The organism is Acidisoma sibiricum, assembly GCF_057837225.1.
The window spans coordinates 2,025,932-2,050,634 of record NZ_CM174445.1 but is presented as its reverse complement, the minus strand read 5'-3'; the positions used below and the strand labels follow the sequence as shown (position 1 = coordinate 2,050,634).

Genomic DNA, 24,703 nt, shown 5'->3' with positions numbered 1-24,703 from the left:
ATTCGCACGCAGACCGTGGGCGCCGCACGGGTAGGTCCCCGGCATAAGGCCGGGCAAGACGGCATAAACTGCTTCAATCAAAGGCTGACAGACCCTAGGTATATTCCGACGGTGGCCGCTATTTCGGCAGGCTGATAGCCATTGGATGCCGCATCACGCTGCCGGTGGATCATCATGGCCAATATCAGTCTGCCGCCGAAAGCCGGCCTGCCCCATCGCGAGACAACGCCTGAGGCGAGCGCGAGTCCCCCGCCACCGCTTGACCTGAAGCCGCTTTTCTTCGTGGCCTGGCTGCTCTGCGCCATATTCTACTTCTTCCAATATGCCGTTCGCTCCGCGCCCGGCATTATGCAGCAGGAATTGACCACGGCGTGGGGCGGCAACCATATCGGTGCCATCGTCTCGGCCTATTATGTCGCCTATGCCGTCATGGCGCTGGTCGCCGGCGTATTGCTGGATCGCTACGGCGCGCGGTGGACAATTCCCGCGGGCATCGTCGTCGTCGGCATTGGTTGCCTGATCTTCGCACAGGGCAGTGCGGCAGCCGGGATGATTGGCTATGTGCTGCAGGCGCTGGGCGCGATTTTCGCTTTCATCGGCTCATCTTATGTCGCGGCGCGCTATCTGCCCCAGCGCATGCTGGCACTCTTCATCGGCCTGACCCAGTGCCTGGGCATGGCGGGGGCGGCCTTCGGATCAAAGCCGGTGCAGATGGCGATCGACCCCGCCGGGCCGTTCCATTTTCCCTGGCAATCGGTCTGGGTTGCCTTCGCGATTGCAGGATTCATCCTGGCCGTGGCGGTTTGGCTGATCATGCCCCGCCAGAGCGGCGACAGCGCAACCCATCATGGCCCCCTGTCGGTTACCGCCATTCTGCATCCGTTCAGGGTCGTCTTCGGCAATATCCAGAGCTGGCTTGCGGGCATTGTGGGCGGGTTGCTGTTTCTGCCGACCACGATCGGCGCGCTGGTCTGGGCGACCTCCTTCCTACACGCCGGCGAGCATATGACGATGGCAGCCGCCGCCTCGGATGCGTCGATGGTGCCGATCGGCTGGGTCATCGGCTGCCCGCTGCTGGGCTACATTTCCGACAAGATCGGCCGCCGCAAGCCTGTGCTGATCGGCGGCGCGCTGATCATGCTGGCAGCGAGCCTGGCGGCGATCTATGTGCCCGTGGGCACCTTTCCGACCTATTCCGTGGCGCTTGTGCTCGGCATCTCATCGGGTGCTGCGATGATCCCCTTCTCGATCATGAAGGAAGTCAATCTGGCCGAGGTCAAAGGAACGGCGGCGGGGGCGATGAACTTTCTGGTCTTCGTCACCACCGGCATCATGTCGCCCTTCATCGCGAGGCTGATGGTGCCCTCGCTGAATGCACCGCTGAGCCTGCATCAGTTTCAGATGGCCTTCATGCCGCTGGTCGGCGGCGTCATCCTGGCCATAATCCTCAGCGTCTTTCTTCGCGAAACAGGCACCGCCCGCAAGACCAAGCCCGGTGTGAGCGCAACCCTGGCGCATGCCTGAACGGCGCGCGATCTGCACCGATGGAGCACGAGCATGGACGTGACTGTTTTCAGTACCAAGCCCTATGACCGCACATTTCTGGATGCGGCCGCGGGCGCCGGGCACAGCCTGCACTATCAGGATGTGCGCCTGACGGCCGAGACCGCGATCCTGGCGAAGGGTTCCGGCGCCGTCTGCATCTTTGTCAACGACCAAGCCGATGCCGAAGCGCTTGCGAAATTGAGCGCGCTCAATATCGGTCTCGTCAGCCTGCGCGCGGCCGGCTTCAACAATGTGGACCTGGTTGCCGCGAAACGCCTGGGCATCGCCGTGGCGCGGGTGCCGGCTTATTCACCGGAAGCCGTTGCCGAACATGCCGTCGCCCTCATCCTGTCGCTCGACCGCAACATCCACCGCGCCTATGCGCGCGTGCGGGAGGGGAATTTCGCCCTCGACGGATTGCTGGGCTTCAACCTGCATGGCAGCACCGCCGGCATCATCGGCACCGGCCGGATCGGCGCGGCAGTGGCGAAGATCCTGCTCGGCTTCGGCTGCAAAGTTCTGGCCTACGATGTGCAGCCAAATCCGGCCTGTGCCGCCATGGGCGTCACCTATGCCACCATCGATGACCTGCTGGCGCAGTCCGATATCGTGACGCTGCACTGCCCGCTGACGCCAGAGACGCATCACCTGATCAATGCACAGTCCATCGGACGGATGAAGCATGGTGCCATGCTCATCAATACGAGCCGCGGCGGCATCGTCGATACCGCCGCTGTCACCGAGGCTTTGAAGAGCGGCCTGATCGGCCATCTCGGCCTTGACGTCTATGAGGAAGAAGCCAGCCTGTTTTTTGAGGACAAGTCAGACACCATCATCCGTGACGACGTCTTCGAGCGGCTTTTGACCTTTCCGAACGTGCTGGTGACCGGCCATCAGGCCTTTTTCACGCGGGAGGCCCTTGCCGCGATTGCCGAGACAACCATCGACAATATCGCCACCTTCGAGAAGACCGGGCACCCCCGCTTCGCGCTGTGACACCATAGGGGTGCGGCCTGTGCGCTAGGCCGCCCCTGCCCGCTTCCCGGCGAGCAGAACCTCTTCCGCCTCCTCCCGCGCGAAGGCGAGGATGCGGCGGGCGACGGCCCCGCTGAAGCCCGCACGGCCGAAGGCAGCCAGGACGCGCGCCTCTGCCTCGGGCGGCAGGTCATCCTCGGTTGCGGCGAAAGGCCCGACCCGGCGCCGGCGGGCGAAAGCCAGAGCGGCGGCGAGTTCGGCCGCCTCATCCTCAGGCACGGCAGCCCCGGCCTTCTCGGCATCCACACCCTTGGCCGCGAGATGGGCGAGCACCGCGCGGCGTGACCGGCCGGCGCGGCGCAGCCGGCGCGCACGGCTTTCCGCGAACGCCTGATCGTTCACGGCGCCCAGATCGGTCAGCTGTGCCACGACCTTTCGGGCCTGCTGGCGGAGAAGCGCCGCTTGACCCGCGATAGCTTCCCGATCGGCCCCTTCGACGGCGAGCAGCGCATCGGCCCAGCGGCGGATGCGGCGGTCGAGCGCCCGCGTGAGGGAGGCTGCGGTGCCGCCATAGCGGGCGGTATAGGCCAAGGCCGCCTCCCGCAGGGCCGCCTCATCGAGACGTGCGGTTTTTGCCTGCGTCATCTGTGTGATGCTTTATCCTCATTCATTGACGCGACCCGCCGTCGATCTCATACATCACTGCTTTCCTTGACTGGAAGGCCACTATGATCTCCGCCCTGATGCCGAACTACAACCGCGCCGACCTCGCTTTCGAGCGGGGCGAAGGCGCATGGCTGTATTCGACCGACGGGCGACGATTCCTCGATTTCGGCGGTGGCATCGCCAGCTCCTCGCTCGGCCATGGCCATCCGCACCTGACCGGCGCGATCGCCGAACAGGCGGCGCGGGTGATGCACGTCTCCAACCTATACCGGGTGCCGCAGGCGGAGACGCTCGCGGCCCGGCTGATCGCGCATAGTTTCGGCGACAGCGCCTTCTTCTGCAATTCCGGTGCGGAAGCGAATGAGGGCATGGTCAAGATGATCCGCAAATACCATGCGGAGAACGGCCACCCTGAGCGCTGGCGCATCATTTGCTTCGACGGCGCGTTTCACGGCCGCACGCTGGCGATGATTTCGGCGACCGGAAACCCGTCCTATATCAAGGGCTTCGGCCCGGCGGTGGACGGGTTCGACCATGTGCCCTTCAATAATCTGAACGCGCTGCGCGATGCCATTACGCCCGAGACGGCCGGCATCATGGTGGAGCCGATCCAGGGCGAAGGCGGCATCCGCTCGGCGAGCCCCGACTTCCTGCCGGGGCTGCGCGCGGCCGCCGACGAATTCGGCCTGCTGCTCGGCCTGGACGAAATCCAGACCGGCATGGGCCGCACTGGCAAGCTGTTCGCCTATGAATGGTCTGACGTGACGCCGGACGTGATGGCACTGGCCAAGGGTCTGGGCGGCGGCTTTCCGATCGGCGCCGTGCTCGCGACCGAGGCGGTCGCCCGCAATATGCGGCCCGGCACCCATGGCACGACCTTCGGCGGCAATCCGCTGGCCTGTGCGGCCGGCAATGCCGTGCTGGATGTGCTGCTGGCCCCCGGTTTCCTGGATCAGGTGACCGAGCGCAGCACGCTGCTGCGCGCGGAGCTTGCCAAGCTGGCCGCCGAATTCCCGCATGTGATCGAGGATATTCGCGGCCGCGGCCTGCTGATCGGGCTCAAGCTTGGCAGCGTCACCAATTCCGCCCTGCAGGCGGCCTGCCTGGAACAGGGGCTGATGGTGGTGGCCGCCGGCGACAATGTGGTGCGCCTGGTGCCGCCGCTGATCATCACGCCCGAGGATTGCCTGGCAGCCGTCAGCCTGCTGCGGCGTGCCGTAACCGATTTGGCCGAGACAAGGGTGGCCGCACAATGAAGGACGTGACCGACGATTTGAACGAGGTCTCTGTGGCCACACCCGACGACGCAAAGCGCCCGCGCCATTTTCTCGATATCCGCGATCTGGACGCGGCGACGCTGCGCGATATCCTGGCCACAGCCGAGGTCTGCAAGGCGCATCGCCGCGACCATGCCCGGCCGCTGACCGGCAAATCCGTGGCGCTGATCTTCGGCAAGCCCAGCACGCGCACGCGGGTGAGTTTCGAGGTCGCGATCCGCGAAATGGGCGGCGACCCGGTGGTGCTGCTGGGGCATGAGATGCAGCTGGGCCGGGGCGAGACCATCGCCGACACAGCGCGCGTGCTGTCCCGCTACGTGGACGCCATCATGCTGCGCACGGACCGCGCGTCGAACCTGCATGAACTGGCGCAATTCGCCACCGTGCCGGTGATCAACGGCCTCACCGAAGCGTCTCACCCCTGCCAGATCATGGCCGATATCCTGACCTTCGAGGAGCTGCGCGGGCCGATTGCCGGGCAGACGATCGCCTGGGTCGGTGACGGCAACAATGTCGCGCGCAGCTGGATCGAGGCGGCGGCGCGGTTCAACTTCACGCTGCGCCTGGCCTGCCCGGCCGAGCTGGAGCCGCCGGCCGCGATTCTGGCCTGGGCGCAAGCCGAGGGTGCCAAGGTCGAGGTGGTGCGGGACCCGCGCGACGCGGTGCGGGACGCGCGCTGCGTGATTACCGATACCTGGGTCAGCATGTCCGACCCCGAGGGCGAGAGCCGCCACAATATGCTGGCACGCTATCAGGTGACGACCAGGCTGATGGCGGAGGCGGCGCCCGACGCGATCTTCATGCATTGCCTGCCCGCCCATCGCGGCGAGGAAGTGGAGGCGGCGGTGATCGACGGTCCGCAATCCGTCGTCTTCCAGGAGGCGGAAAACCGTCTGCATGCCCAGAAGGGCGTGCTCGCCTGGGTGTTCGAGGCCGACGGCACCGCATGATAGGCCTGGCCCCGGCGCGCGTCGGCCATGCCGTCGTCACCGGAGCGACCAGCGGCATCGGCATGTGGATTGCGCGGGGTCTCGCCCAGGCTGGCTATTCGCTGAGCCTGATCGCCCGCAGTCCGGCCCGCGCGGGGGCTACGCGGGACTGGATTGCGACCGCCGTGCCTGGTGCCGCGATCGACATCGTCGTGGCCGATCTCTCCTCTCTGCACCAAACCCGCGCGGCGGCCGTGGCCATTCTGGCGGCGCATCCGCGGATCTCACTCCTTGTCAACAATGCCGGACTTCTCAGCCGCGAGCGGCAGGTCACGGCGGAAGGGCAGGAAATGACGCTGGCCACCAACCTGCTGTCGCCCCTTGCGCTGACGCGCGCGCTGCTGCCCGCCCTGACTGCGGCCGCACCATCCCGCATCGTCATGATCGGGTCGTCGACATCGGACCGGGCGCGGATCGACCCGGACAATCTGGAGCTGACACGGGCCTGGCGCATGAGCCGCGCCTATGCGCGCTCGAAACTGGCACTGCTGATGATGAGCCGACTTTGGGCCGCGCGGCTTGCGCCCCTGGGCGTGACGCTCAATGTCGTTCATCCCGGCCTGGTCGCGACCGGCATCGTGCGCCATGGCGGTGTCGACGAATTCGTGTGGCGGCTGATGGGCCGTTTTGCGCTGACACCCGAGCAGGGCGCGGAGACGCCGCTCTATGCCTGCCTCTCCCCCGAGATGGCGGGCAAGACGGAGCTGTATCTGAAGCGCCGGCAGGCAGCAGCGCCGAACCGGCTTGTTTTCGATGCGGCACTGGTGGCGCGGGTGGAAGCGGCGGTCGAGCGGCTTTTGGGCTAAACCCGCTCAGCCTCAGGGCGCTAGGGTATTGCCGCAACCGCGGCAGGCATCGCCTGTTCGCTCTCGCTTGCGCTGACAACGCGATTGCGACCGCAGCGCTTAGCCTCGTACAGCCGCATGTCAGACACCTTGACCAGGTCAGCGACCGTGCCGCCGCGGTGCGGCCAGGCCGTGGCGACGCCGAGGCTGGCGGTGACAAGCTGGCCGTTATCGGGATTGCCGGCATGGCGCAGGCCCAGAGCCTCAATCGTGCCGCGAACCTGCTCTGCGAAGGTCAGCGCGAAACCCTCATCCCCGCCGAGCAGGAGCACCGCGAATTCCTCTCCGCCGTAGCGGGCGGCTTCGGAACCGGGGGACAGCGGAATGGCCGCGATGGCGGCGCCCACGGCACGCAGGCAGTCATCCCCCGCCTGATGGCCGTAGCAGTCGTTAAACACCTTGAAAAAATCGACATCGAGCATGACCAGGGAGAGCGGCGTGCCCGCGGCCGCCGCGTCCCTCCATGCCTGGTCCAGCAAGGCGTCAAACCGGCGGCGGTTGGAAAGCCCTGTCAGCGCGTCGTGATGGATGAGCTTCCCCAAACGCTCATTCGCCTCGCGCAGCGCACGTTCGGTCTCTATCTGGTCCGTCATGTCCATGAAGACGCCGAAGACCGACTTGGGCCGGCCTCCCTCATCGGCCGTGACCATGCCGCGCGAGCGTACGTTGCGGATACATCCGTCGCGGCGGACGATACGGCCGTCGAATTCAAACTCCTGCCCCGGCCGCAAAGACTGGCCGAAGAGATCGGTGACACGCTGCCTGTCATCCGGGTGATAAAGGTTGATCGCGCTTTCAATGTCGGGCGCATAATCCTCAGGACTTAGGCCATGGATACGGAATACTTCAGATGACCAAACAAGAACTCGATCCTGCAGATTGTATCGCCAATGGCCGACATGGGCGACCTGCTCGGCCAGGCTCTGCCAGGCCAGCGCCTCCCGGCTTTCGGATAGCAGCACGCGCAGTTCCGCCTCGCTCTGCCGCAGCTTCTGCTCGACCCGGCGCAGCGGGGTGATGTCTTCGACCAGCGCATAGAAGCCGCGGACTTTATGGTCTGAATCGAAATCCGGGATGTAATTGGCCGTGGCGATGGCGATCTCGCCATTCGGCTTGGTGAGCTGGCGCTCGAAAAACTGCGGGTTTCCGTCTAGCACGCCGCAAAGATAGGGCCAGTTCAAACTGAACGGACCTTCGCCGATCACCTCGCGGATATGGTGCCCCACGACCTGGTGTCGCGCCCGGCCGAACCAGGCGAGATAGCTGTCATTGGCATGCAGGCAGATAAGGTCACGCCGCCAATAGGCGATCATGGCCGGCAAAGCATCGACAATGGCCTGCGTGTCGGGACCCGTAAAACGGCTCGCGCCTGTATCCGAATCCATCTCGCCTCGCGCTGGTTTCAGAAACCACGCTCGAAGTTAGAGAACTTTTCAGATAATTTAAACCATTTCCTTAGTTATTCGGACTTAGGGCCGGTATCATTCGTCGCTGGACGACGAATATTCAAACTATTCCGCCTAAAAAACGACGCAAGGTCATCTGCAGGCTGCGGCGCCGGGCGCGCGCGCCGAAAACACCATGCACGCAGGAGGCATGATCGGAGGGCGCGAAGACCGTGGGCCCGGACTGATCGGCGACCGTCGCGTCGCGGACCAGATGGCCATCGACACCCAGACGGCGGATGACGGCACCGGTCCAGACCGGCGCGATACGGCTGAGCAGCGCGAAACAGGCGACGGTGCCGCTGATCGTCATTTCCGGCCGGCCCGTGCGCGCCGCAAAGAAGATGCCGCGGGCGATGACATCGGGCTGATAGACCGGAGGCACCGGCCGCGCCGGCCAGCCCATATGGCTGATGGCATGGGCAAAGAACGGCGTGTTCACGGCAGGCGGAAACACGGTCGAGACGCGGACCCGGCTTTTCTCGAACAAAAGCTCGATCCTGAGCGCCTGGCCGAAGGCGCGCACCGCTGCCTTGGCCCCGGAATAGGAGGTCATCAGCGGCAGGCCATGGAAGACGACGCCGGAACAGACATTGACGATGGCGCCCGCGTTGCGCGGCCGCATGAGGGCGAGTGCGGTGCGCGTGCCATTGACGGTGCCGAGATAGGTGACTTCGGTGACCTGGCGGAACTCTGCCTCCGGCACCTCCGTAAAGCGGCCATAGACGCCGTTGCCGGCGGCGTTGACCCAGGCCGTGACCGGCCCGAGAGCGTCTTCCAGATGGGACGCGGCCCTGTCCAGAGCCGTGCTGTCGGTGACGTCGGCGACCGCGACGGCGACCATCGCACCCGCTGTCCTGACCTCCGCCGCCGCCGCGGCGAGGCCCGCTTCCCCGCGCGCGATCAGCCCGACGCGCCAGCCCTGGTGGGCGAAGACGCCGGCCGTGCAGCGGCCGATGCCGGAGGAGCCGCCGGTGATGATCACGACAGGGGCTGAGACCAGATCCTGCTGCGGCATGGTGTTTTGTCCCTGGTCTGCCCTGCTGTCCGATCAGCCCGGCGGGGCGCAGCGCACCAGCGGGCTCGGGAAGCCTTTGCAGTCCGGGAAGGCGATCGCATTCGGACCCACCCGGACGACCCGCAGGACATTGTCCTGCGGGCAGCCAAAGCCAAGGTCGTCCGCCATGCCGCCGGTATTATCCGGCTTGGTGTCGGTGGGGGCGAGCAGGAAAATCGTGCCGTTGGGCGTGCCGCGGACACTGGCGATGAGGTTCTGGATCGCCGTCTGATGGGTCAGGGTGCTATGAATAACTGCGTCCTGGGTCACGACAAAGGTCGCCTGGGCCTGGCATTGGGCCGGGGTCATATTGGCCGGCGCCGGATAGAGGCCACCGGCCCACATGCCGAAGAGCCAGGCATGGGGCGGCGCGCCCTGGGCGGCGGCCGGGCGAACAGGGACGGCTTGCGCCAGCAGAACGCCCGCCACAAGGGCGGTCACGACAGGGCGCAGGGGCTTCAGCTTCATGGCAATCCTCACAGGCGTTTCTCGCGACGAACCAAAATCCAGGCGATCCATTGAAGGGCCGCCGCGACCATGGCAAGTCCCCACCCTCACCGACGATGGAATCTGCCGCAATGCTCAAGCGCCTCTATGACCGGGTCATCGCGCTCGCGGGACACCGCCATGCCGCCTGGTTCCTGGCAGCCGTCGCCTTCGCCGAGGCAAGCTTCTTTCCCATTCCACCCGACCCGCTGCTGGTCGCCATGGGCCTGGCAAAGCCGCGCCGGGTCTGGCTTTATGCCCTGATCTGCACGATCGCGAGCGTGGCCGGAGGTGCGCTGGGCTATCTGATCGGCTATGCCGTCTTCGATACGCTGGCGCAGCCCCTCATCCATTTTTATCACATGGACCACGCCTATCAGACCTTTCAGGACAAGTTCGCCCGCTATGGGCTTTACGTGATTCTGATCAAAGGGCTGACGCCGATCCCCTACAAGATCGTGACCATCGCCGCCGGGGCCGCGAAGTTCAATTTCTGGGCTTTCATGGCGGCGAGCCTGATCACCCGCGGCGGGCGATTCTTTCTGGTCGGCGCGATCATGCGCTTTGCCGGCGAGCCGGCGCGCGATTTCATCGAAAAGCGTCTGATGCTGGTGACCAGCCTGCTGGCGGCCGGCGTGATCGGCGGGTTTCTGATCCTGCTTTACCTCTGAAGGCTTAGGGCGCTCTTCTCCTGAACCGCTCGCCCCGTCACGATGGCGGATCATCCTATGGAAAGGGCTGCAGCCTGTGGCGCTTGGCTTCCTCAAGACCCTGACCGGCCGCAAAGGCCCCGCGCAGCCGGGGCCGCGCAAGCTGGAGCTGGTGGAGACGCCGGGCGCGCCCGGCGCCGCGGGCGCATCCGGCCGGGCCGCGCTGGTGCTGCTGTCACACCCGGCGCTGCAGCGGTCGCGCGTCAATGCCGCGCTGTTCGCCGCCGCCCGCGCGCGCGCCGACGTGACAGCGCATGACCTCTACCGGCATTACCCGGATTTCCTGATCGACGTGGAGGCGGAGCAGAAGAAGCTGCTCGCCCACCGGCTGATCGTGCTGCAATTTCCCTTTTACTGGTATTCGACGCCTTCCTTGCTGAAGGAATGGTGCGACGCCGTGCTGCTGCATGGCTTCGCCTTCGGTCAGGGCGGCGACCAGCTGCACGGCAAGACCCTGCTGGTCGCGGCCAGCACGGGCGGCGAGCCGGACGCCTATCACGCCCAGGGCTACAACCGCTTCACCATGCCGGAGCTGCTGCGCCCGCTGGAAGCGACCGCGCATCTGTGCGGCCTGATCTGGGCTGAGCCCTTCATCACCCACGACGCCATCCATATGGCTGCTGAGGAACGCGACCGGGCTGCCGCGGCCTATGACGCCCGGCTCTCGGCCCTGATGGCGGCGAATAGTCCATGAATACCAATACCGTTCTGATCCAGGCGCTGGTCTATCTGGCCGCCAGCGTCATCGCCGTGCCCATCGCCAAGCGCGCGGGCCTGGGCTCGGTGCTCGGCTATCTGATCGCCGGCGCGGTGATCGGGCCCTTTGCGCTGCATCTGGTCGGCGACCAGGCCGATGTCATGGGCTTCGCCGAATTCGGCGTCGTCATCCTGCTGTTCCTGATCGGGCTGGAGGTGCGGCCCGCGCTGCTCTGGACCATGCGGGCAGCGATTTTCGGCCTGGGCCTGGCCCAGCTGCTGGGCATCGGCGCCTGTCTGGCTGTCGCGGCCATGATCTTCGGCCTGCCCTGGCAGCAGGCGATTGCCGTGGGCGCGGTGCTGGCGATGTCTTCCACCGCCATCGTGCTGCAGACGCTGGACGAAAAGGGCCTGCGCCGGGGTGCGGTGGGCACGGCCGCCTTCGGCGTCCTGCTGTTTCAGGATCTGGCCGTCATCCCGCTGCTGGTGCTGCTGCCGCTGCTGGGCAATGCCCATGGCGCGGTCGAAGAAACCAAGGGGCTGCACGGCTGGGTGCATGGCGCCGCCGTTCTGGGGGCGGTCGCCGTTATCATCGCGACCGGCCGCTACCTGACCGGCCCGATCTTCCGCTTCATCGCCCAGTCCCGCCTGCGTGAGACCTTTACCGCCACCGCTCTGCTGCTGGTCTTCGCCGTGACCGCTCTGATGGAACTGGTCGGCGTCTCGCCGGCGCTCGGCGCCTTTCTGGCCGGCGTGATGCTGGCAGAGAATGAGTTTCGCCGCGAGCTGGAGGCCGATATCGAGCCCTTCCGCGGCATCCTGCTCGGCCTGTTTTTCATCACCGTCGGCGCGAGCCTGGATTTCGGACTGGTGGCCCGCCACCCCTTCCTGGTGCTGGGCCTGACGGTGGGGCTGATGGCGATCAAGGCGGAAGCCATGACGCGGATCGCGCAGCTGTTCCATATGCCGCGCGCGGATGCCCGCATGGTTGGTGTTTCGCTGTGCCAGGGCGGCGAATTCGCCTTCGTCCTGACGGGCTTCATCGTCACCGCCCATGTCCTGCCGCATGACATCGGCGCGCTGCTCAATGCGGTGGTCGCGATGTCCATGGTCTTCACGCCGCTCGCTTTCCTGGCGCATGAGCGGCTGATGACGCGGCCCGAACGCGCGGACGGGCCGGTGCCGGACGCGCCCAGCTTCGATGCCGACCCCGACGTCATCATCGCGGGCTATGGCCGCTTCGGCCAGATCGCCGGACGCCTGATCCGCGGCAATGGCTTCAAAACCTCCATCCTCGATATCAGTACCAGCCAGATCGAGCTGCTGCGCCGCTTCGGGCAGCGCGTGCAATATGGCGACGCGTCGCGCATCGAGCTGCTGCAGGCGGCGGGGGCCGACCGCGCGAAGCTGCTGATCGTGGCGATCGACGACCGCGAAAAGGCGCTGGAGCTGGTGGCCGCCGCGCGCCACGCCTTCCCCGACCTGCGCATCCTGGCCCGCGCCTGGGACCGCCGCGCCGCCTATGAACTGCTGGACCAGGGCGCGGACGAGGTGGAGCGCGAGACCTTCGAGGGGTCGCTGGCCCTGGGCCGCACCGCGCTGATCAAGCTTGGCGTGCATCCGCATCAGGCCCATCGCGCCACCGCCATCTTCCGCCGCCAGGACAAGCGGTTCTTCCACAAGCTGCGGCCGATCTATGGCGACGAGGAAGGGTTCGTGCTCGCGTCCCGCCAAAGCGCGATGACGCTGGAGAAGCTGCTGCTGGCCGAGCGCCAGGGCAGCGACCTGGACGATGTCGATATCGCCTGGGACAATCAGGGCCGCGCGGCCGAGCTGGCCGCGATCCGCGGCAAGAAGGCAGGGGATTAGGCAGCGGCCTTGCCCTGCGCCGGCCGCTCCCTGTTTCTGACATGGCGCAGGGGCAGCATGCGGCAGTTCTTTTGGAAATAGACGATTTCCAAAAGGGTCGGCCAGATTTCGAGTGATGACCGTATCCGTCCCACTTCATCGCTGACGATGCGGCTGACATTCTGCTGAAAGAAGTCCGGCTCGAAATCGTAGAAGGCCCGCGCGAAGGTTGCCGCGAAAAGGCCGAGTGCCTGCACCCTCTCCTCCGACCGGGCACTCTGCTTGGCCGCGATGATACGGGCGTGCAGTGCGCAGGCCTGATCAAGTATTTCCTTGGAATCCTGAAGGCTGACGGCGCCGTCGTAATCAAAGGCGATCGTCAGTTCATCGAGCTTCGATACGCTTTCGCGGATCTTTCGCTTCAGAAGACCGCATATGGCCTCGTTGAAGGCTTCTGAGGCCAACGGATTGCGCATGTAGTTGCTTTTGATGTGCGTCTGTACCGAGTCCACATGCGCGGCCGTGAATTGGGGTTGCTGAATCCACAAGCGATAGATGTAGTCCTCGAAACGCAGGCGGGTCGGGAAGAATGGCGGCAGACCGTGCGTATTATCGTAGCCCGCGACGCCGCAATCCATCCGCCAGTTCCGCACCGTCACGCAGGGACGAAAATTTACGAGCACATAGGTGTCGTTCAGCGATTCCGAATCCACCTCGCTGTGATCTTCCAGAAACATATCGATATAGTCGACCGCATCGATATCATTGGTGCCGGTGCGGAAAGTCTGGCCCATTTTGATGATCGCTTTCCGCGGCACCTTGCCCGTTTCCAGCAGCAGCGAATTTTCCCGCGACAGACTGAGAGACAGATTCGATTCCAGATCGACATTGGTATCGACCAGAAGCGTGCCCTGCTCGTAGTTTCCGGGAGCTTCGTGGCTGACCTTGCCCAAAACATCCTTGAAGGATTGGATCACGTCGAAGGATTTGCGCGTATGTCCGTTGACGCCGCGCGGCAACAACTTGCCGCGACAGATTTCATGCTCACCGAGCGATTCGGGGCTATCCTCGATCAGCCCATAAGGGCGCATGTCGTCATCCGCGCTGACGATGTGATCACCGAGGCTGTACATGAGACTGAAGTTACGATTGCCGCCGTAACTGGGACGGAAAAGATTGCGGACCAGAACGTCAAGCTTTTTGTCCCGTAGCCGGCGGCAGATATAGGCGATGAGCTGCTCCTTCTCCTGCGGGCCAACATAGAAAAGCTCATTGTGCGTGCGGATATTCTCAAGATTTGAATAGTATTTGTCATGATTGGCGATCGATGAATCATCGAATACTATGATGGGGACCGTGTGACCGTTGCGATGAAAGTTCTCGTCATAGGTTTTGATTGTCTCTCCGACATCGCGCAGCCGATAGGTTGGGATGGCGAAGCACAGCTCCGTATTGATCATGATCTCATGTCCGATACGCTGACGATGTGAGGCAGCACACAGCCAGGGTTTGGCGCGGCGCCGGGCCTGATGCATCCCCGGTCGCACCCGCGGCCAGGCCAGCGGGTGCGATAAGACCGGTCAATACCTAGAAATGATGAGGCTGGAAGGACGAGGCGCTCGGCGCGCCCGTCGCCACAGCGCTTCCGGCCGGCCGGACATTCGCCGGCGGAACGACGAAGGCCATTGCCGTCACGATGACGGCAGCTACCGCGACAAGCAGCAGGCGGCGGTGGAGTGCACGACGGTTCAGGGCATGGATCGATGGGCTGGACGGATGCGATCTTTCAGGCGCCTCGGCCGCGTCTGCGGCCAAAGGTTGGGCCGCGGTCTGCGAGACCCCGGCAAAGCTGGGCAGCAGCGCGATGAGATCAGAGGCATGGAGAGCCACCGACCGCCGGTCAGGCTGTACGACCGAGGCCGCTGCTATCCTGCTGCTCAGGCGTGCCACCGCCTCGCCCCTCGGTATTTTGGACAGGTGCGCCGTCTCATCCCACGGGTCGATATCCTGCCGCGCCAGCATCGACAGAACGCTCAAGGGCATTCCATTGGCCTGCAAACCGACATCGGCCGACAAGAAGGCCTCCGTCGCGGGACGTCTTCCCGCCGGAGGGCGTGGACCGCCGGGCTGATGCCGGGCGGGCATTCTGTATCTTAACATCATCAATGCTCATCCTACGCGTTAGCCGAAAGAGCCAGTCTGTCTCTGGGTCTTTCCTGAGACACGCGCATGATGAGGAAGATCGGCGTTAAAACGCCATATCGATGACACTCTGGAAGAATTTACGATCCATTAAAAAATCGCTCAGCCCAGCCGGGGATCACCAAGGGCATCCTGAGGGCCATGACGATCAGACGGCGTCACCGGATCGATCGCGGGATCGGGCTGCACCGCCAGCGGGTCGGGCGGCAGAGCGGGCGCGCCGGGCCGGGCTTCCTCAGCGATCCAGGCGCGCAGCATGGTGTAGCTGACGGCCAGCACCGCGGGACCAATGAACAGCCCGATCAGGCCGAAGGCGGCCAACCCGCCTAGCACGCCCACCAGCACCAGCAGCATGGGCAGATTGGCCTCTTTGCGGATCAGCAGCGGCCGCATGAGATTGTCGATGGCGATGGCGATGATCGTCACCACCAGCAGCACGCCGCCCATGACGTACTGGCCGGAGACGAACATCCAGATATCGGCCGGGATGAGCACGAGGCCGGGCCCGACCTGGGCAACGCAGCAGATGAACATGACGGCGGTCAGCAGCGTCGCCAGCGGTACGCCGGCGATGACGAGGCCGATGCCGCCGACGAAGGCATCCACCAGCGAGGTGACCATGACGCCGAGGGCGACGGCGCGGATGGCGCGCCCGGCGAGCACCACCATCTGCTCGCCCCGGTCACCGCCCAGGCGATAGCCGAACTGGGTCGCAAGATTGGCCCCGGCCTCGCCATGGGTGCTCATGATGGCGACGATCACCGTCGTCAGGATGAATTGCAGCAGCAGGCGGCCGAAACTGCCGATGGAGCCCAGAATCCACTGCGCGGCGGAGCCGATATAGGGCGTCGTCGTGGGCAGGACCGTGCTCAGCCCCTCACCCTGGAATTTGCCCCAGATCTCATCAAGCTTGTCGCCGATGATGGGGATCTCACCCGCCCAATGGGGCGGCGCCGGCAGACGGAAGGCGACGGCGGCATGGGCAAGGCCGACCAGCGCGTCGATATGGTTGAGGATCGTGGTGACCGCGAGCCAGAACGGCACCACGAAGAGCACGAGGACAATGACGGTCATCACCGCGACTGCCAGGCCCCGGCTGCCCCAGAGCAGCTTCTGCAGCCGCAGCACGAGCGGCCAGACCGCGACCACGATGGTCGCGGCCCAGATGCTGGCCGGCAGGAAGGGCTGCATGACCCAGATGGAGCAGAGCGTCATGCCGCCGATGAAGAAGAGCATCATCATCAGGCGGGTGGGATCAGCCCGCCCCGGCGACAAAGGCGGCCGCACCGGACCAGATGCCGCCGCCTGACGCGCGGGCACAGACGGCGGCGGGGACAGCATGGTCATCGTGCCGCGCCCCGGCCGGTCAGGCGCGGACCTGCTCCTGCTCGTCGGTCAGGGCATGCGGCAGGTATTGGACGTAATCCTTCGGCACGACCTGCCAGAAATGGCCCAGCGTCTGCTCCCAGTTATGCAGCAGCATGGCGGCATAGCGGCTGCTGGTCTCTTCCACATGACGCTCGATCAGGCAGCGGAGATGGCTCTCCCAATAGGCGGAGGAGACCCGCTGCCAGGTCAGCGTCTCAGGATTGATGCGGCTTTCCAGCACGGTTTCGGGGTCATAGAGGAAGGCCGTGCCGCCGGTGAAGCCGGCACCGAAATTGTCGCCGAAATCACCCAGGATGGCGACCGTGCCGCCGGTCATGTATTCGCAACCGTTGGAGCCGCAACCTTCAACGACTGCCGTGGCACCTGAATTGCGCACGGCGAAACGCTCGCCCGCCTGACCCGCCGCGTAAAGCTGGCCGGCGGTCGCGCCATAAAGGCAGGTATTGCCGATGATGGTATTGGCATTGCTGCGCATCTTGGTGGACGGCGCCGTGCGCACCACGATGGTGCCGCCCGAGAGGCCCTTGCCGACATAGTCATTGGCATCGCCGATGACTTCGAGCTTCAGACCCTGCACCGAGAAGGCGCCGAGCGACTGGCCGGCCGATCCGCGCAGGCGGACGCTGACATGGCCCGCGGGCAAGGCGGTCTGCCCGAAGCTGCGGACGATGGCGCCCGAGAACTTGGTGCCGATGGCGCGATGCGTGTTGCGGATATTATATTGCAACTGCATCTTTTCGCGCCGCTCGAAGAAGGGAGCGGCATCCGCGATCATCTGCGCGTCCAGCGTCTCGGGCACTTCGTTGCGGCCTTCCAGCGTGCAGTAGCGCGGATAGGGGCCGGGATCGGCCTGGGCGAGGATGGGATTAAGATCCAGATCATCGAGCAGCGAGCTGCCACGGCTGACCTGCTGCAACAGATCGGTGCGGCCGATGATCTCGGTCAGCTTGCGGAAGCCGAGACCGGCGAGGATTTCGCGCACCTCTTCCGCGATGAAGGAGAAGAGGTTGATGACCTTCTCAGGGGTGCCTTCAAACTTGGCGCGCAGCGTCTCATCCTGCGTGCAGACGCCCACGGGACAGGTATTGCTGTGGCACTGGCGGACCATGATGCAGCCCATGGCAACCAGGCTCGCCGTGCCGATGCCGAATTCCTCGGCGCCGAGCATGGCGGCGATGACGACGTCACGCCCGGTTTTGAGCCCGCCATCGGTGCGCAGCTTAACGCGGTGACGGAGGCGGTTGAGCATCAGCACCTGATGCGCTTCCGACAGGCCCATCTCCCACGGGAGACCCGCATATTTCACGGATGTGAGCGCGCTGGCGCCGGTGCCGCCCGAATGGCCGGAAATCAGGATCGCATCGGCCTTGGCCTTGGCCACACCCGCCGCGATGGTGCCGATGCCCGAGCGCGAGACCAGCTTCACGCAGACGCTGGCTTCGGGGTTGATCTGCTTGAGATCGTAGATGAGCTGGGCCAGATCCTCGATCGAATAGATGTCGTGATGCGGCGGCGGGCTGATGAGCATGACGCCCGGCGTGGAGTGGCGGAGCTTCGCGATCAGCCCCGTAACCTTGAAGCCGGGCAGCTGGCCGCCCTCACCGGGCTTGGCACCCTGGGCGACCTTGATCTCAATCTCACGGCAGTTGTTCAGATAATCGGCGGTGACGCCGAACCGGCCAGAGGCGATCTGCTTAATGGCCGAAGATGCGTTGTCACCATTCGGGCGCGGCTTCGAGCGCTCGGGGTCTTCGCCGCCCTCGCCGCTGTCCGACCGCGCGCCGATGCGGTTCATCGCAATCGACAGCGTCTCATGCGCCTCTGGCCCAAGCGCCCCCAGCGAAATGCCCGGTGCGATCAGCCGCTTGCGGATTTCCGTGATGCTTTCGACATCTTCCACCGGGATGGGCGAAAGCCCGTCGGTGCGGAAGTCGAGCAGATCGCGCAACGCCACAGGCGGCAGGCGGCGGCAGGCTTCCGAATATTTGCGGAACATCGTGTAGCTGTCGGTGCTGACGGCCGTCTGCAGGACATGGATGAGGCTGCCGTCGAAGGCATGCGTCTCTCCATTACGGCGCATCTTGTAGCTGCCGCCGACGGGCAGCGTCAGCACGCCTTCCGCCCAGGCGGTTTTATGCAGTTCCAGCACTTTGCGGGCGATGCCGGACAGGCCGATGCCGGAGATGCGCGACTGCATGCCGGGGAAGAATTCGCCAACCAGGGCGCGGGACAGGCCGATCGCCTCGAAATTATAGCCACCGCGATAGGAGGAGAGGACGCCGATGCCCATCTTCGCCATGATCTTGAGCAGGCCCTTGTCGAGCGCCTTCTTATAGCGGCCGATGGCGGCCTTCAGGCTCATCTCGCCGAACAGGCCGCGGCGGTGCCGGTCGGCGATCGATTCCTGCGCGAGATACGGATTGACCGTGGTCGCACCGACGCCAACAAGGACAGCAGCGTAATGCACGTCGAGGCATTCCGCCGTGCGCACATTGACGCTGGTGAAGGTGCGCAAGGACGTGCGCACGAGATGCGTATGGACCGCACCGGTCGCCAGGATCATCGGGATGGCGACGCGCTTCGGACCCATGCCGGCATCGCTGAGGATAAGATGCGCGGCACCGGCGCGGACGGCGTCCTCGGCTTCCTGGCGGATGCGGTCCAGCGCGCGGCGCAGCCCGGGCTCACCCTCGGAGCGCGCGAAGGTCGCGTCGATGGAGACGACCGCCGCGCCCATCTTGTCGTGCATGGCGAGGAATTCGCCGGTCGACAGAATGGGGCTGTTGAGCTGGAGAATGTCGAACTGATGCTCGCCCTCCTCCAGCACATTGCCGAGATTGCCGAGCCGGGTCTTGATCGACATGACGCGGGTCTCGCGCAGGCTGTCGATGGGCGGGTTCGTCACCTGGCTGAAATTCTGCCGGAAATAGTGATGCAGGCCGCGATAGCGGTCGGACAGTACGGCGATGGGTGTGTCATCACCCATGCTGCCGGTGGCCTCGTTCGCGTCATCCACCATCGGCTGCAGGATGGCTTCCATCTCCTCCAGCGTCATGCCCATGGCGAGCTGGCGGCGGAGCAGTTCCTCGGCGCTGTATTCGACCGGCTCGACCGCATCCATCTTGACGACATCGTCGATCTTGACGATGCGCTGCGCCCATTCGCCGTAGGGGTGGCGGGCGGAGAGCAGGTCCATGACGGCCGTGTTGTCGTAGAAACGCGGCTCTTCCAGATCGACCGCGATCATCTGGCCGGGGCCGACGCGGCCCTTTTCGACGATCATGCCCTCGTCGAACTTGACCATGCCGGTCTCAGACCCCACGACCAGCATATTGTGGCTGGTGACGGTATAGCGCAGGGGACGCAAGCCGTTGCGGTCCAGCCCCGCGATGAGCCAGCGGCCGTCGGTCGCGGTGACGGCGGCGGGGCCGTCCCAGGGTTCCATCACGGCGTTGCAATATTCGATCATGCTGCGATGGGCTTCGGGCATGAAGGAGGTGGCACCGATGGAGGGCGGGATCATCATCGCCTTGACCATGGGCGCGTCGCGGCCCGAGCGGATCAGCAGCTCGAAGACATTGTCCATCGACGCCGTGTCGGAGCCGCCCGCCTGCACCACCGGCTTGACGTCTTCCATATAGGCGTCGAGCAGGTCGGACGAAAGCCGCGTCTCATGGCTTTTCATCCAGTTGACGTTGCCGTTGATGGTGTTGATCTCACCATTATGGGCGATCGAGCGGAAGGGCTGCGCCAGCTTCCAGGTGGGGAAGGTATTGGTCGAATAGCGCTGGTGATAGATGGCGAAGCGCGAGACGAAGCGCGGGTCGAGCAGATCGGGATAGAATTCCGTCAGGCTTTCGGCCAGGAACATGCCCTTGTAGACAATCGAGCGGCAGGACAGCGAACAGAAATAGAGGTCCGGGATCTGCGCCGCGATGGTCTGCTTTTCGATGCGGCGACGGATGACATAGAGATCGCGTTCGAACTCCTCCTCCGACACGCCGCGGGCATTCCAGAGCATGATCTGCTCGATCTCAGGCCGGGTCGCATTGGCCTTCTCACCAATGCAGGCGACGTTGATGGGCACCTGGCGCCAGCCATAGATTTCATAGCCGAGCGCGATGATCTCGGTTTCCACGATTTCGCGGCAGCGTTCCTGCGCGCCGAGATCGGTCTTGGGCATGAAGACCTGGCCGACCGCGATGGGGCCGGGGCGCAGCAGGGCGCCACTGCGCTCGACGGCGGCGGCGAAGAAATCCTGCGGGATTTCGATATGGATGCCGGCCCCGTCACCGGTCTTGCCATCCGCGTCGACCGCGCCGCGATGCCAGACGGCTTTGAGCGCGTCGATACCGGCCTGGACGACATCGCGGCGGCGTTTGCCGTCCAGCGCCGCAATCATGCCGACGCCGCAGGCGTCATGCTCCTGGCTAAAATCATAGGAGCCGGCGAGCGCCGTGGTATTGCGCGCCCAATCGGTCAGGAAATCCGCGCCTGATTCGAGCATTTCGCTCTCCGCCATCTGGCTGGGCAGGCTCACGCTCTCGGTCCCGTCGGTCATGGCACTCTCCTCGTCAGCGATCCTGGACGGACCGCGCGCTGCCCGGTGAGGGGCAGCCCTCTGTTCAATCGACTTTCAGGCCCTGGGCGGTGAGCTTATCGGCATCGAGCCGCAGCACCTGCTCACCGATCTGGGCGATCCAGGCGTGTCCGGCCTGGACCATCTGCTGCGTCAGCCCAGGCGTCACGCTTTGCAGCTTCTGCCCGACCGGCGTCTGGTAGAAGGCCAGGATCTGCTGCATCTCCGGCACGGTAAAGGCGCGACCGTAGATGGTCGCGACGGAGGCGATGAACTGCGGCTCGGAGGCTTTGACATCCGGCATCAGCACCGCATCGACGACCGGCGCCACCTTCTCCTCCGGCTGCTTGCTATTGGCGGCGAGGCTTTGCACCAGGACGATGCGCAAGCCACCCATGGCAGCATCGGCCACCTGCTGGATGCCGATCGCCTGCACGACCTGCTGCGCCAGCTGCATCTGGTCTGCCGTCAGGGCTATGGCCGCGTCATCGGCGCGGGCCATGGGCGCAAGGGCCACGCTGGCGGCAAAAGCGGTGGCGAAAAGGAGCCTCATTCCGCCGCAACCGCGACGGGGATGGGCTGGCTGATGAAATCATGCACCTGGGCCGCGACATCATGCCCGTCCTTGATCGCCCAGACCACGAGGCTGGCACCACGGACGATGTCGCCCGCCGCGAAGACGCCCGGTACCGAGGTCATGAAGGTGCGGTGGTTGACCTTGAGCGTGCCCCAGCGGCTGATTTCCAGCCCCTTTTCGGCAAACATCTTGGGCGTATCCTCAGGATCGAAGCCCAGCGCCTTGATGACGAGATCAGCGTCGAGATTGAAATGGCTGCCGGAAACGGGCTCGACCGACTGGCGGCCGGAGGTGTCCGGCAGGCCGAGATGCATGCGCACGGCGCGCACGCCGGTGACGTGATCCTCACCCAGGAAGGCTTCAGGGGCCGAGAGCCAAACGAACTCCACACCCTCTTCCTCGGCGTTTTTCACCTCGCGCAGCGAGCCCGGCATATTGGCGCGGTCACGGCGATAGAGGCATTGCACCGAGGTCGCACCCTGGCGCACGGCGGTGCGCACGCAATCCATCGCCGTATCGCCGCCGCCGATGACGACGACGCGCTTGCCCTCGGCATTGAGCAGACCGCTGTCGAAATCCGGCACGGTTTCGCCCAGGCCGAGCTTGTTCGAGGCCGTGAGATAGTCGAGCGCGGGGACGATGCCGGCGAGGCCCGCACCGGGGCCGCCGATGTCGCGCGCCTTGTAGACGCCGGTCGCGATGATAACGGCGGCGTGGGTCTGGCGCAGCTGCGCGAAGGACAGCGTATCGTTCGCGCCGTCGCCGATGGCGCAGTTGAGATGGAACTGAACGCCGCAGTCCTCAAGATAGGCCCAGCGGCGGAGGACGACCTCCTTCTCCAGCTTGAAGCCGGGAATGCCATAGATCATCAGCCCGCCCGGCCGGTCGTAGCGGTCATAGACATGGACCTGATAGCCCTGGCGGCGGAGGCGTTCGGCCGCAGCGAGGCCGCCCGGACCGGCGCCGACGATGCCGACGGATTCCGGCCGCTCGGCGACCGGCTTCACGGGTTTCACCCAGCCGTTCTCGAAAGCGGTGTCGGTGATATAGCGTTCGACCGCGCCGATGGTGACGCTGTCGAAGCCCTTCTCGATGACGCAATTGCCTTCGCACAGCCGGTCCTGCGGGCAGATGCGGCCGCAGATTTCGGGAAAGCTGTTGGTGGCGGCGGAAACCTCATAGGCTTCCTGCAGGCGGCCTTCGGCGGTCAGGCGCAGCCAGTCCGGGATATTATTGCCCAGCGGACAATGGACCGAGCAGAAGGGCACGCCGCATTGGCTGCAGCGGCTGGCCTGTTCGGCCGCGCGGCTGGGGTCAAAGCGGTTGTAGATTTCGTCGAAGTCCTGCACGCGCAGCTCGACCGTCCGCTTCTGAGGAATTTTCTGGGGCGTGTGCACGAATTTCAGCATGCGCTCGGCCATGGGACGGTCCTCCTGCAGAGAGCGGGCGCCTTCGATAAAGCGAACGCGGAATGAATGAGTCTCTAACCTGATTTTGTGCTTATGCGAAGTGCAATCAGGAAGACAAACAGCAATGCTGACCTATTTCAGCTGCATGCCGACGGGTAATGGGGCTGACTGCGAGGAATTCGCAAGAAAATAGGTCCGATATGGGACTTTTAGCGCAATCGCAAAACAATCACCCAGGGAATTGAACGAAAACGCCTTTGGGGGAGAGGTTGCGGCAACGTCGACTGACGCTCCGCCATTTTCCTGATGGGGTGCCGTGCCAAAACGAAGCACGCCGCCGGGCTTGGCCCGGCGGCGTGCTCAAACATTCACAAACCAGAGCGTCTCGCGAGCGCTTACCGCGCCAGGGCACCTTCGATGAGGGTGACCGTCTCAGGCACGCCGTAAAGAGCGACGAAGCCGCCGAAGCGCGGGCCCTCGCTTTGGCCCAGCAGCACCTGATAGAGGCAGCCGAACCAGTCCTTCAGGCTCGCGAAGGGATGCCGCTTGCCGACATCGTAAACCAGGGTCTGGATATCCTCGGCCGAAGTGCCGGGGGCCACGCCGCGCAGCACCTCCGCCAGATCCTCAAGAGCCGCGCGCTCGACCGCAGTCGGGTCGCGGAACGCTTTCTTGGGCCGCACGAAGTCCTGGTAATAGGCGACCGCGTAACCCACCAGCTTGGCCAGGAAGGGCGAGGTCTCAGGCGTCAGGTCGGGCGAATAGCGGCGGATGAAGCCCCAGAGAATGTCCGGGTTTTCCGCATTCGCGACGGAGGCCAGATTCAGCAGCATGCCGAAGCTGATCGGGCTGCCGGCGGACGGCGGCACCGGGCCGCCTTCGATGAACCAGGCCGGATTGCTTTCATCCACCGCCTCATCCCGCTGCGCCTTGGCGACATGGGCGAGATAGTCATCCACCGCGCGGGGGATGACGTCGAAGAACAGGCGCTTGGCACGCTGCGGCTGGTTGAACATGAAGAGGGCGAGGCTCTCCTCCGGCGCATATTTCAGCCATTCGTCGATCGAGAGGCCGTTGCCCTTGGACTTGCTGATCTTCTGGCCCTTGTCGTCCAGAAACAGCTCGTAATTGAAGCCGGCCGGCGGTTCGGCGCCGAGGATGCGGCAGATGGAACCCGAGAGCTTGATGCCCTCGATATGATCCTTGCCCGCCATTTCGTAATCGACGCCGAGTGCGGCCCAGCGCATGGCCCAATCGGCCTTCCACTGCATCTTCGCACCACCGCCGGTCACCGGCGTCTCATAGAAGGTGCCGTCGTCAGGGTCCCGCCAGGCGACGGTGCCGGCATCGGCATCAACCTTTTCGATCAGCACCTGCATGACGATGCCGGTCCTGGGATGGACGGGCAGGATGGGCGAATAGGTGGCCCGACGCTCCGGCCCCAGCGTCGGCAGCACGACGGCCACGATCTCATCATGCTTGCGCAGGGCTTCGCGCAGCGCCACGTCAAAGGCGCCGGACCGGTAGGACTCGGTCGCGGAGATGAACTCGTAATCGAAGCCGAAACCGTCCAGAAAGGCGCGGAGGCGGGCGTTGTTGTGGTGGCCGAAGCTTTCATGCGTGCCGAAGGGATCGGGCACATCAGTCAGCGGACGGCCGATGAACTCACGCAGCATGTCCCGGTTGGGCACATTGTCGGGCACCTTGCGCATGCCATCCATATCGTCGGAAAAGGCGATCAGGCGCGACGGCAGGCCCGTGAGCGCGGTAAAAGCCTGGCGGACCCAGGTGGTGCGGGCGACCTCGCCAAACGTGCCGATATGCGGCAGACCCGAGGGGCCGTAACCGGTTTCAAACAGGGCCACATCTTTGCCCGTCTTTTCCAGACGCGCGACGACTTTGGCGGCTTCCTCGAAGGGCCAGACTTTCGGGGCAGGTGTGGTGCGTGCGTGCTGGTTCATGGCCAATCTCACTAGGAAAGGTGCGTAATCCGGTCAATGAAGGTTGC

19 protein-coding genes are annotated in these 24,703 nt (G+C 64.7%); 8 read left to right on the top strand and 11 right to left on the bottom strand.

Annotated features, from left to right (window positions below; genetic code table 11):
* Positions 1 to 174: 174 nt before the first annotated feature.
* Together AC3G7M_RS09730 and AC3G7M_RS09725 are read left to right on the top strand one after the other, a co-directional pair.
* Positions 175 to 1,524 carry an MFS transporter gene (locus tag AC3G7M_RS09730; RefSeq protein WP_489211590.1) on the top strand — a complete coding sequence of 450 codons (1,350 nt, stop codon included), beginning with the start codon at positions 175 to 177 and terminating at the stop codon, positions 1,522 to 1,524.
* A gap of 33 nt (positions 1,525 to 1,557) precedes the next feature.
* Positions 1,558 to 2,541 (top strand): 2-hydroxyacid dehydrogenase, encoded by a 984-nt coding sequence (locus tag AC3G7M_RS09725; protein ID WP_489211589.1) that lies wholly within the window; start codon positions 1,558 to 1,560, stop codon positions 2,539 to 2,541.
* 24 nt (positions 2,542 to 2,565) lie between these two features.
* On the opposite strand, the gene AC3G7M_RS09720 is transcribed toward AC3G7M_RS09725, so the two are convergent.
* A complete protein-coding gene (locus AC3G7M_RS09720; RefSeq protein WP_489211588.1) occupies positions 2,566 to 3,165 on the bottom strand; it encodes a RecX family transcriptional regulator in 600 nt (199 codons plus the stop codon).
* 83 nt (positions 3,166 to 3,248) lie between these two features.
* Between AC3G7M_RS09720 and AC3G7M_RS09715 the strand changes: the two genes are divergently transcribed.
* Genes AC3G7M_RS09715 through AC3G7M_RS09705 form a run of 3 tightly spaced genes read left to right on the top strand, consistent with a single transcriptional unit; the run spans position 3,249 to position 6,258 of the window.
* Entirely contained in the window at positions 3,249 to 4,442 is a 1,194-nt protein-coding gene (locus AC3G7M_RS09715) for an aspartate aminotransferase family protein (RefSeq protein ID WP_489211587.1), read from the top strand.
* Complete coding sequence (gene argF, locus AC3G7M_RS09710) at positions 4,439 to 5,413, top strand: ornithine carbamoyltransferase (protein WP_489211586.1); 975 nt, start codon at positions 4,439 to 4,441, stop codon at positions 5,411 to 5,413. Before AC3G7M_RS09715 ends, argF begins: the two co-directional genes overlap by 4 nt.
* Positions 5,410 to 6,258, top strand: a complete 849-nt coding sequence (locus AC3G7M_RS09705; RefSeq protein ID WP_489211585.1) for an SDR family NAD(P)-dependent oxidoreductase — start codon at positions 5,410 to 5,412, stop codon at positions 6,256 to 6,258. The genes argF and AC3G7M_RS09705 overlap by 4 nt, the downstream gene beginning before the upstream one ends.
* Positions 6,259 to 6,278: 20 nt before the next feature.
* Here AC3G7M_RS09705 and AC3G7M_RS09700 read toward each other — a convergent pair whose 3' ends face one another.
* The 3 genes from AC3G7M_RS09700 to AC3G7M_RS09690 form a co-directional block, all read right to left on the bottom strand.
* Positions 6,279 to 7,682: a sensor domain-containing diguanylate cyclase gene (locus AC3G7M_RS09700; protein ID WP_489211584.1), complete on the bottom strand. Its 1,404-nt coding sequence runs from the start codon at positions 7,680 to 7,682 to the stop codon at positions 6,279 to 6,281.
* A 121-nt stretch (positions 7,683 to 7,803) separates the two neighbouring features.
* Positions 7,804 to 8,760, bottom strand: coding sequence for an SDR family oxidoreductase (locus tag AC3G7M_RS09695; RefSeq protein ID WP_489211583.1), 957 nt, complete (start codon positions 8,758 to 8,760; stop codon positions 7,804 to 7,806).
* A 33-nt stretch (positions 8,761 to 8,793) separates the two neighbouring features.
* On the bottom strand, positions 8,794 to 9,267 hold the full coding sequence (locus tag AC3G7M_RS09690) for a hypothetical protein (protein ID WP_489211582.1): 474 nt from the start codon (positions 9,265 to 9,267) through the stop codon (positions 8,794 to 8,796).
* A gap of 110 nt (positions 9,268 to 9,377) precedes the next feature.
* On the opposite strand from AC3G7M_RS09690, the gene AC3G7M_RS09685 reads away from it, so the two are divergent.
* From AC3G7M_RS09685 to AC3G7M_RS09675, 3 genes are all read left to right on the top strand, one after another.
* On the top strand, positions 9,378 to 9,956 hold the full coding sequence (locus AC3G7M_RS09685; protein WP_489211581.1) for a YqaA family protein: 579 nt from the start codon (positions 9,378 to 9,380) through the stop codon (positions 9,954 to 9,956).
* Between the two features lie 76 nt (positions 9,957 to 10,032).
* The gene (locus AC3G7M_RS09680; protein WP_489211580.1) at positions 10,033 to 10,689 is read left to right on the top strand and encodes an NAD(P)H-dependent oxidoreductase; all 657 of its coding nucleotides are present in this window, start codon (positions 10,033 to 10,035) and stop codon (positions 10,687 to 10,689) included.
* Positions 10,686 to 12,560 (top strand): monovalent cation:proton antiporter-2 (CPA2) family protein, encoded by a 1,875-nt coding sequence (locus tag AC3G7M_RS09675; RefSeq protein WP_489211579.1) that lies wholly within the window; start codon positions 10,686 to 10,688, stop codon positions 12,558 to 12,560. Before AC3G7M_RS09680 ends, AC3G7M_RS09675 begins: the two co-directional genes overlap by 4 nt.
* On the opposite strand, the gene AC3G7M_RS09670 is transcribed toward AC3G7M_RS09675, so the two are convergent.
* The 7 genes from AC3G7M_RS09670 to AC3G7M_RS09640 all read right to left on the bottom strand — a co-directional run bounded on the left by AC3G7M_RS09670 (position 12,557) and on the right by AC3G7M_RS09640 (position 24,656).
* The gene (locus AC3G7M_RS09670; protein WP_489211578.1) at positions 12,557 to 13,999 is read right to left on the bottom strand and encodes a hypothetical protein; all 1,443 of its coding nucleotides are present in this window, start codon (positions 13,997 to 13,999) and stop codon (positions 12,557 to 12,559) included. The genes AC3G7M_RS09675 and AC3G7M_RS09670 overlap by 4 nt on opposite strands.
* Positions 14,000 to 14,126: 127 nt before the next feature.
* Positions 14,127 to 14,615, bottom strand: coding sequence for a hypothetical protein (locus AC3G7M_RS09665; RefSeq protein WP_489211577.1), 489 nt, complete (start codon positions 14,613 to 14,615; stop codon positions 14,127 to 14,129).
* 228 nt (positions 14,616 to 14,843) lie between these two features.
* Positions 14,844 to 16,088: an AI-2E family transporter YdiK gene (gene ydiK / locus AC3G7M_RS09660; RefSeq protein ID WP_489211576.1), complete on the bottom strand. Its 1,245-nt coding sequence runs from the start codon at positions 16,086 to 16,088 to the stop codon at positions 14,844 to 14,846.
* Between the two features lie 19 nt (positions 16,089 to 16,107).
* A complete protein-coding gene (gltB, locus tag AC3G7M_RS09655; protein WP_489216019.1) occupies positions 16,108 to 20,637 on the bottom strand; it encodes a glutamate synthase large subunit in 4,530 nt (1,509 codons plus the stop codon).
* A gap of 118 nt (positions 20,638 to 20,755) precedes the next feature.
* A complete protein-coding gene (locus tag AC3G7M_RS09650) occupies positions 20,756 to 21,262 on the bottom strand; it encodes a DUF2059 domain-containing protein (RefSeq protein ID WP_489211575.1) in 507 nt (168 codons plus the stop codon).
* Positions 21,259 to 22,707 (bottom strand): NAD(P)-dependent oxidoreductase, encoded by a 1,449-nt coding sequence (locus tag AC3G7M_RS09645; RefSeq protein WP_489211574.1) that lies wholly within the window; start codon positions 22,705 to 22,707, stop codon positions 21,259 to 21,261. Before AC3G7M_RS09645 ends, AC3G7M_RS09650 begins: the two co-directional genes overlap by 4 nt.
* A gap of 383 nt (positions 22,708 to 23,090) precedes the next feature.
* Positions 23,091 to 24,656, bottom strand: a complete 1,566-nt coding sequence (locus AC3G7M_RS09640; protein ID WP_489211573.1) for a lysine--tRNA ligase — start codon at positions 24,654 to 24,656, stop codon at positions 23,091 to 23,093.
* Positions 24,657 to 24,703: the final 47 nt, after the last annotated feature.

Bases quoted from the DNA above. Each gene is read 5' to 3' on its own strand.
- AC3G7M_RS09730 (WP_489211590.1), top strand. From the start codon at position 175: ATGGCCAATATCAGTCTGCCGCCGAAAGCCGGCCTGCCCCATCGCGAG.
- AC3G7M_RS09725 (WP_489211589.1), top strand. From the start codon at position 1,558: ATGGACGTGACTGTTTTCAGTACCAAGCCCTATGACCGCACATTTCTG.
- AC3G7M_RS09720 (WP_489211588.1), bottom strand. From the start codon at position 3,165: ATGACGCAGGCAAAAACCGCACGTCTCGATGAGGCGGCCCTGCGGGAG.
- AC3G7M_RS09715 (WP_489211587.1), top strand. From the start codon at position 3,249: ATGATCTCCGCCCTGATGCCGAACTACAACCGCGCCGACCTCGCTTTC.
- argF (WP_489211586.1), top strand. From the start codon at position 4,439: ATGAAGGACGTGACCGACGATTTGAACGAGGTCTCTGTGGCCACACCC.
- AC3G7M_RS09705 (WP_489211585.1), top strand. From the start codon at position 5,410: ATGATAGGCCTGGCCCCGGCGCGCGTCGGCCATGCCGTCGTCACCGGA.
- AC3G7M_RS09700 (WP_489211584.1), bottom strand. From the start codon at position 7,682: ATGGATTCGGATACAGGCGCGAGCCGTTTTACGGGTCCCGACACGCAG.
- AC3G7M_RS09695 (WP_489211583.1), bottom strand. From the start codon at position 8,760: ATGCCGCAGCAGGATCTGGTCTCAGCCCCTGTCGTGATCATCACCGGC.
- AC3G7M_RS09690 (WP_489211582.1), bottom strand. From the start codon at position 9,267: ATGAAGCTGAAGCCCCTGCGCCCTGTCGTGACCGCCCTTGTGGCGGGC.
- AC3G7M_RS09685 (WP_489211581.1), top strand. From the start codon at position 9,378: ATGCTCAAGCGCCTCTATGACCGGGTCATCGCGCTCGCGGGACACCGC.
- AC3G7M_RS09675 (WP_489211579.1), top strand. From the start codon at position 10,686: ATGAATACCAATACCGTTCTGATCCAGGCGCTGGTCTATCTGGCCGCC.
- AC3G7M_RS09670 (WP_489211578.1), bottom strand. From the start codon at position 13,999: ATGATCAATACGGAGCTGTGCTTCGCCATCCCAACCTATCGGCTGCGC.
- ydiK (WP_489211576.1), bottom strand. From the start codon at position 16,088: ATGACCATGCTGTCCCCGCCGCCGTCTGTGCCCGCGCGTCAGGCGGCG.
- gltB (WP_489216019.1), bottom strand. From the start codon at position 20,637: ATGCTCGAATCAGGCGCGGATTTCCTGACCGATTGGGCGCGCAATACC.
- AC3G7M_RS09650 (WP_489211575.1), bottom strand. From the start codon at position 21,262: ATGAGGCTCCTTTTCGCCACCGCTTTTGCCGCCAGCGTGGCCCTTGCG.
- AC3G7M_RS09645 (WP_489211574.1), bottom strand. From the start codon at position 22,707: ATGGCCGAGCGCATGCTGAAATTCGTGCACACGCCCCAGAAAATTCCT.
- AC3G7M_RS09640 (WP_489211573.1), bottom strand. From the start codon at position 24,656: ATGAACCAGCACGCACGCACCACACCTGCCCCGAAAGTCTGGCCCTTC.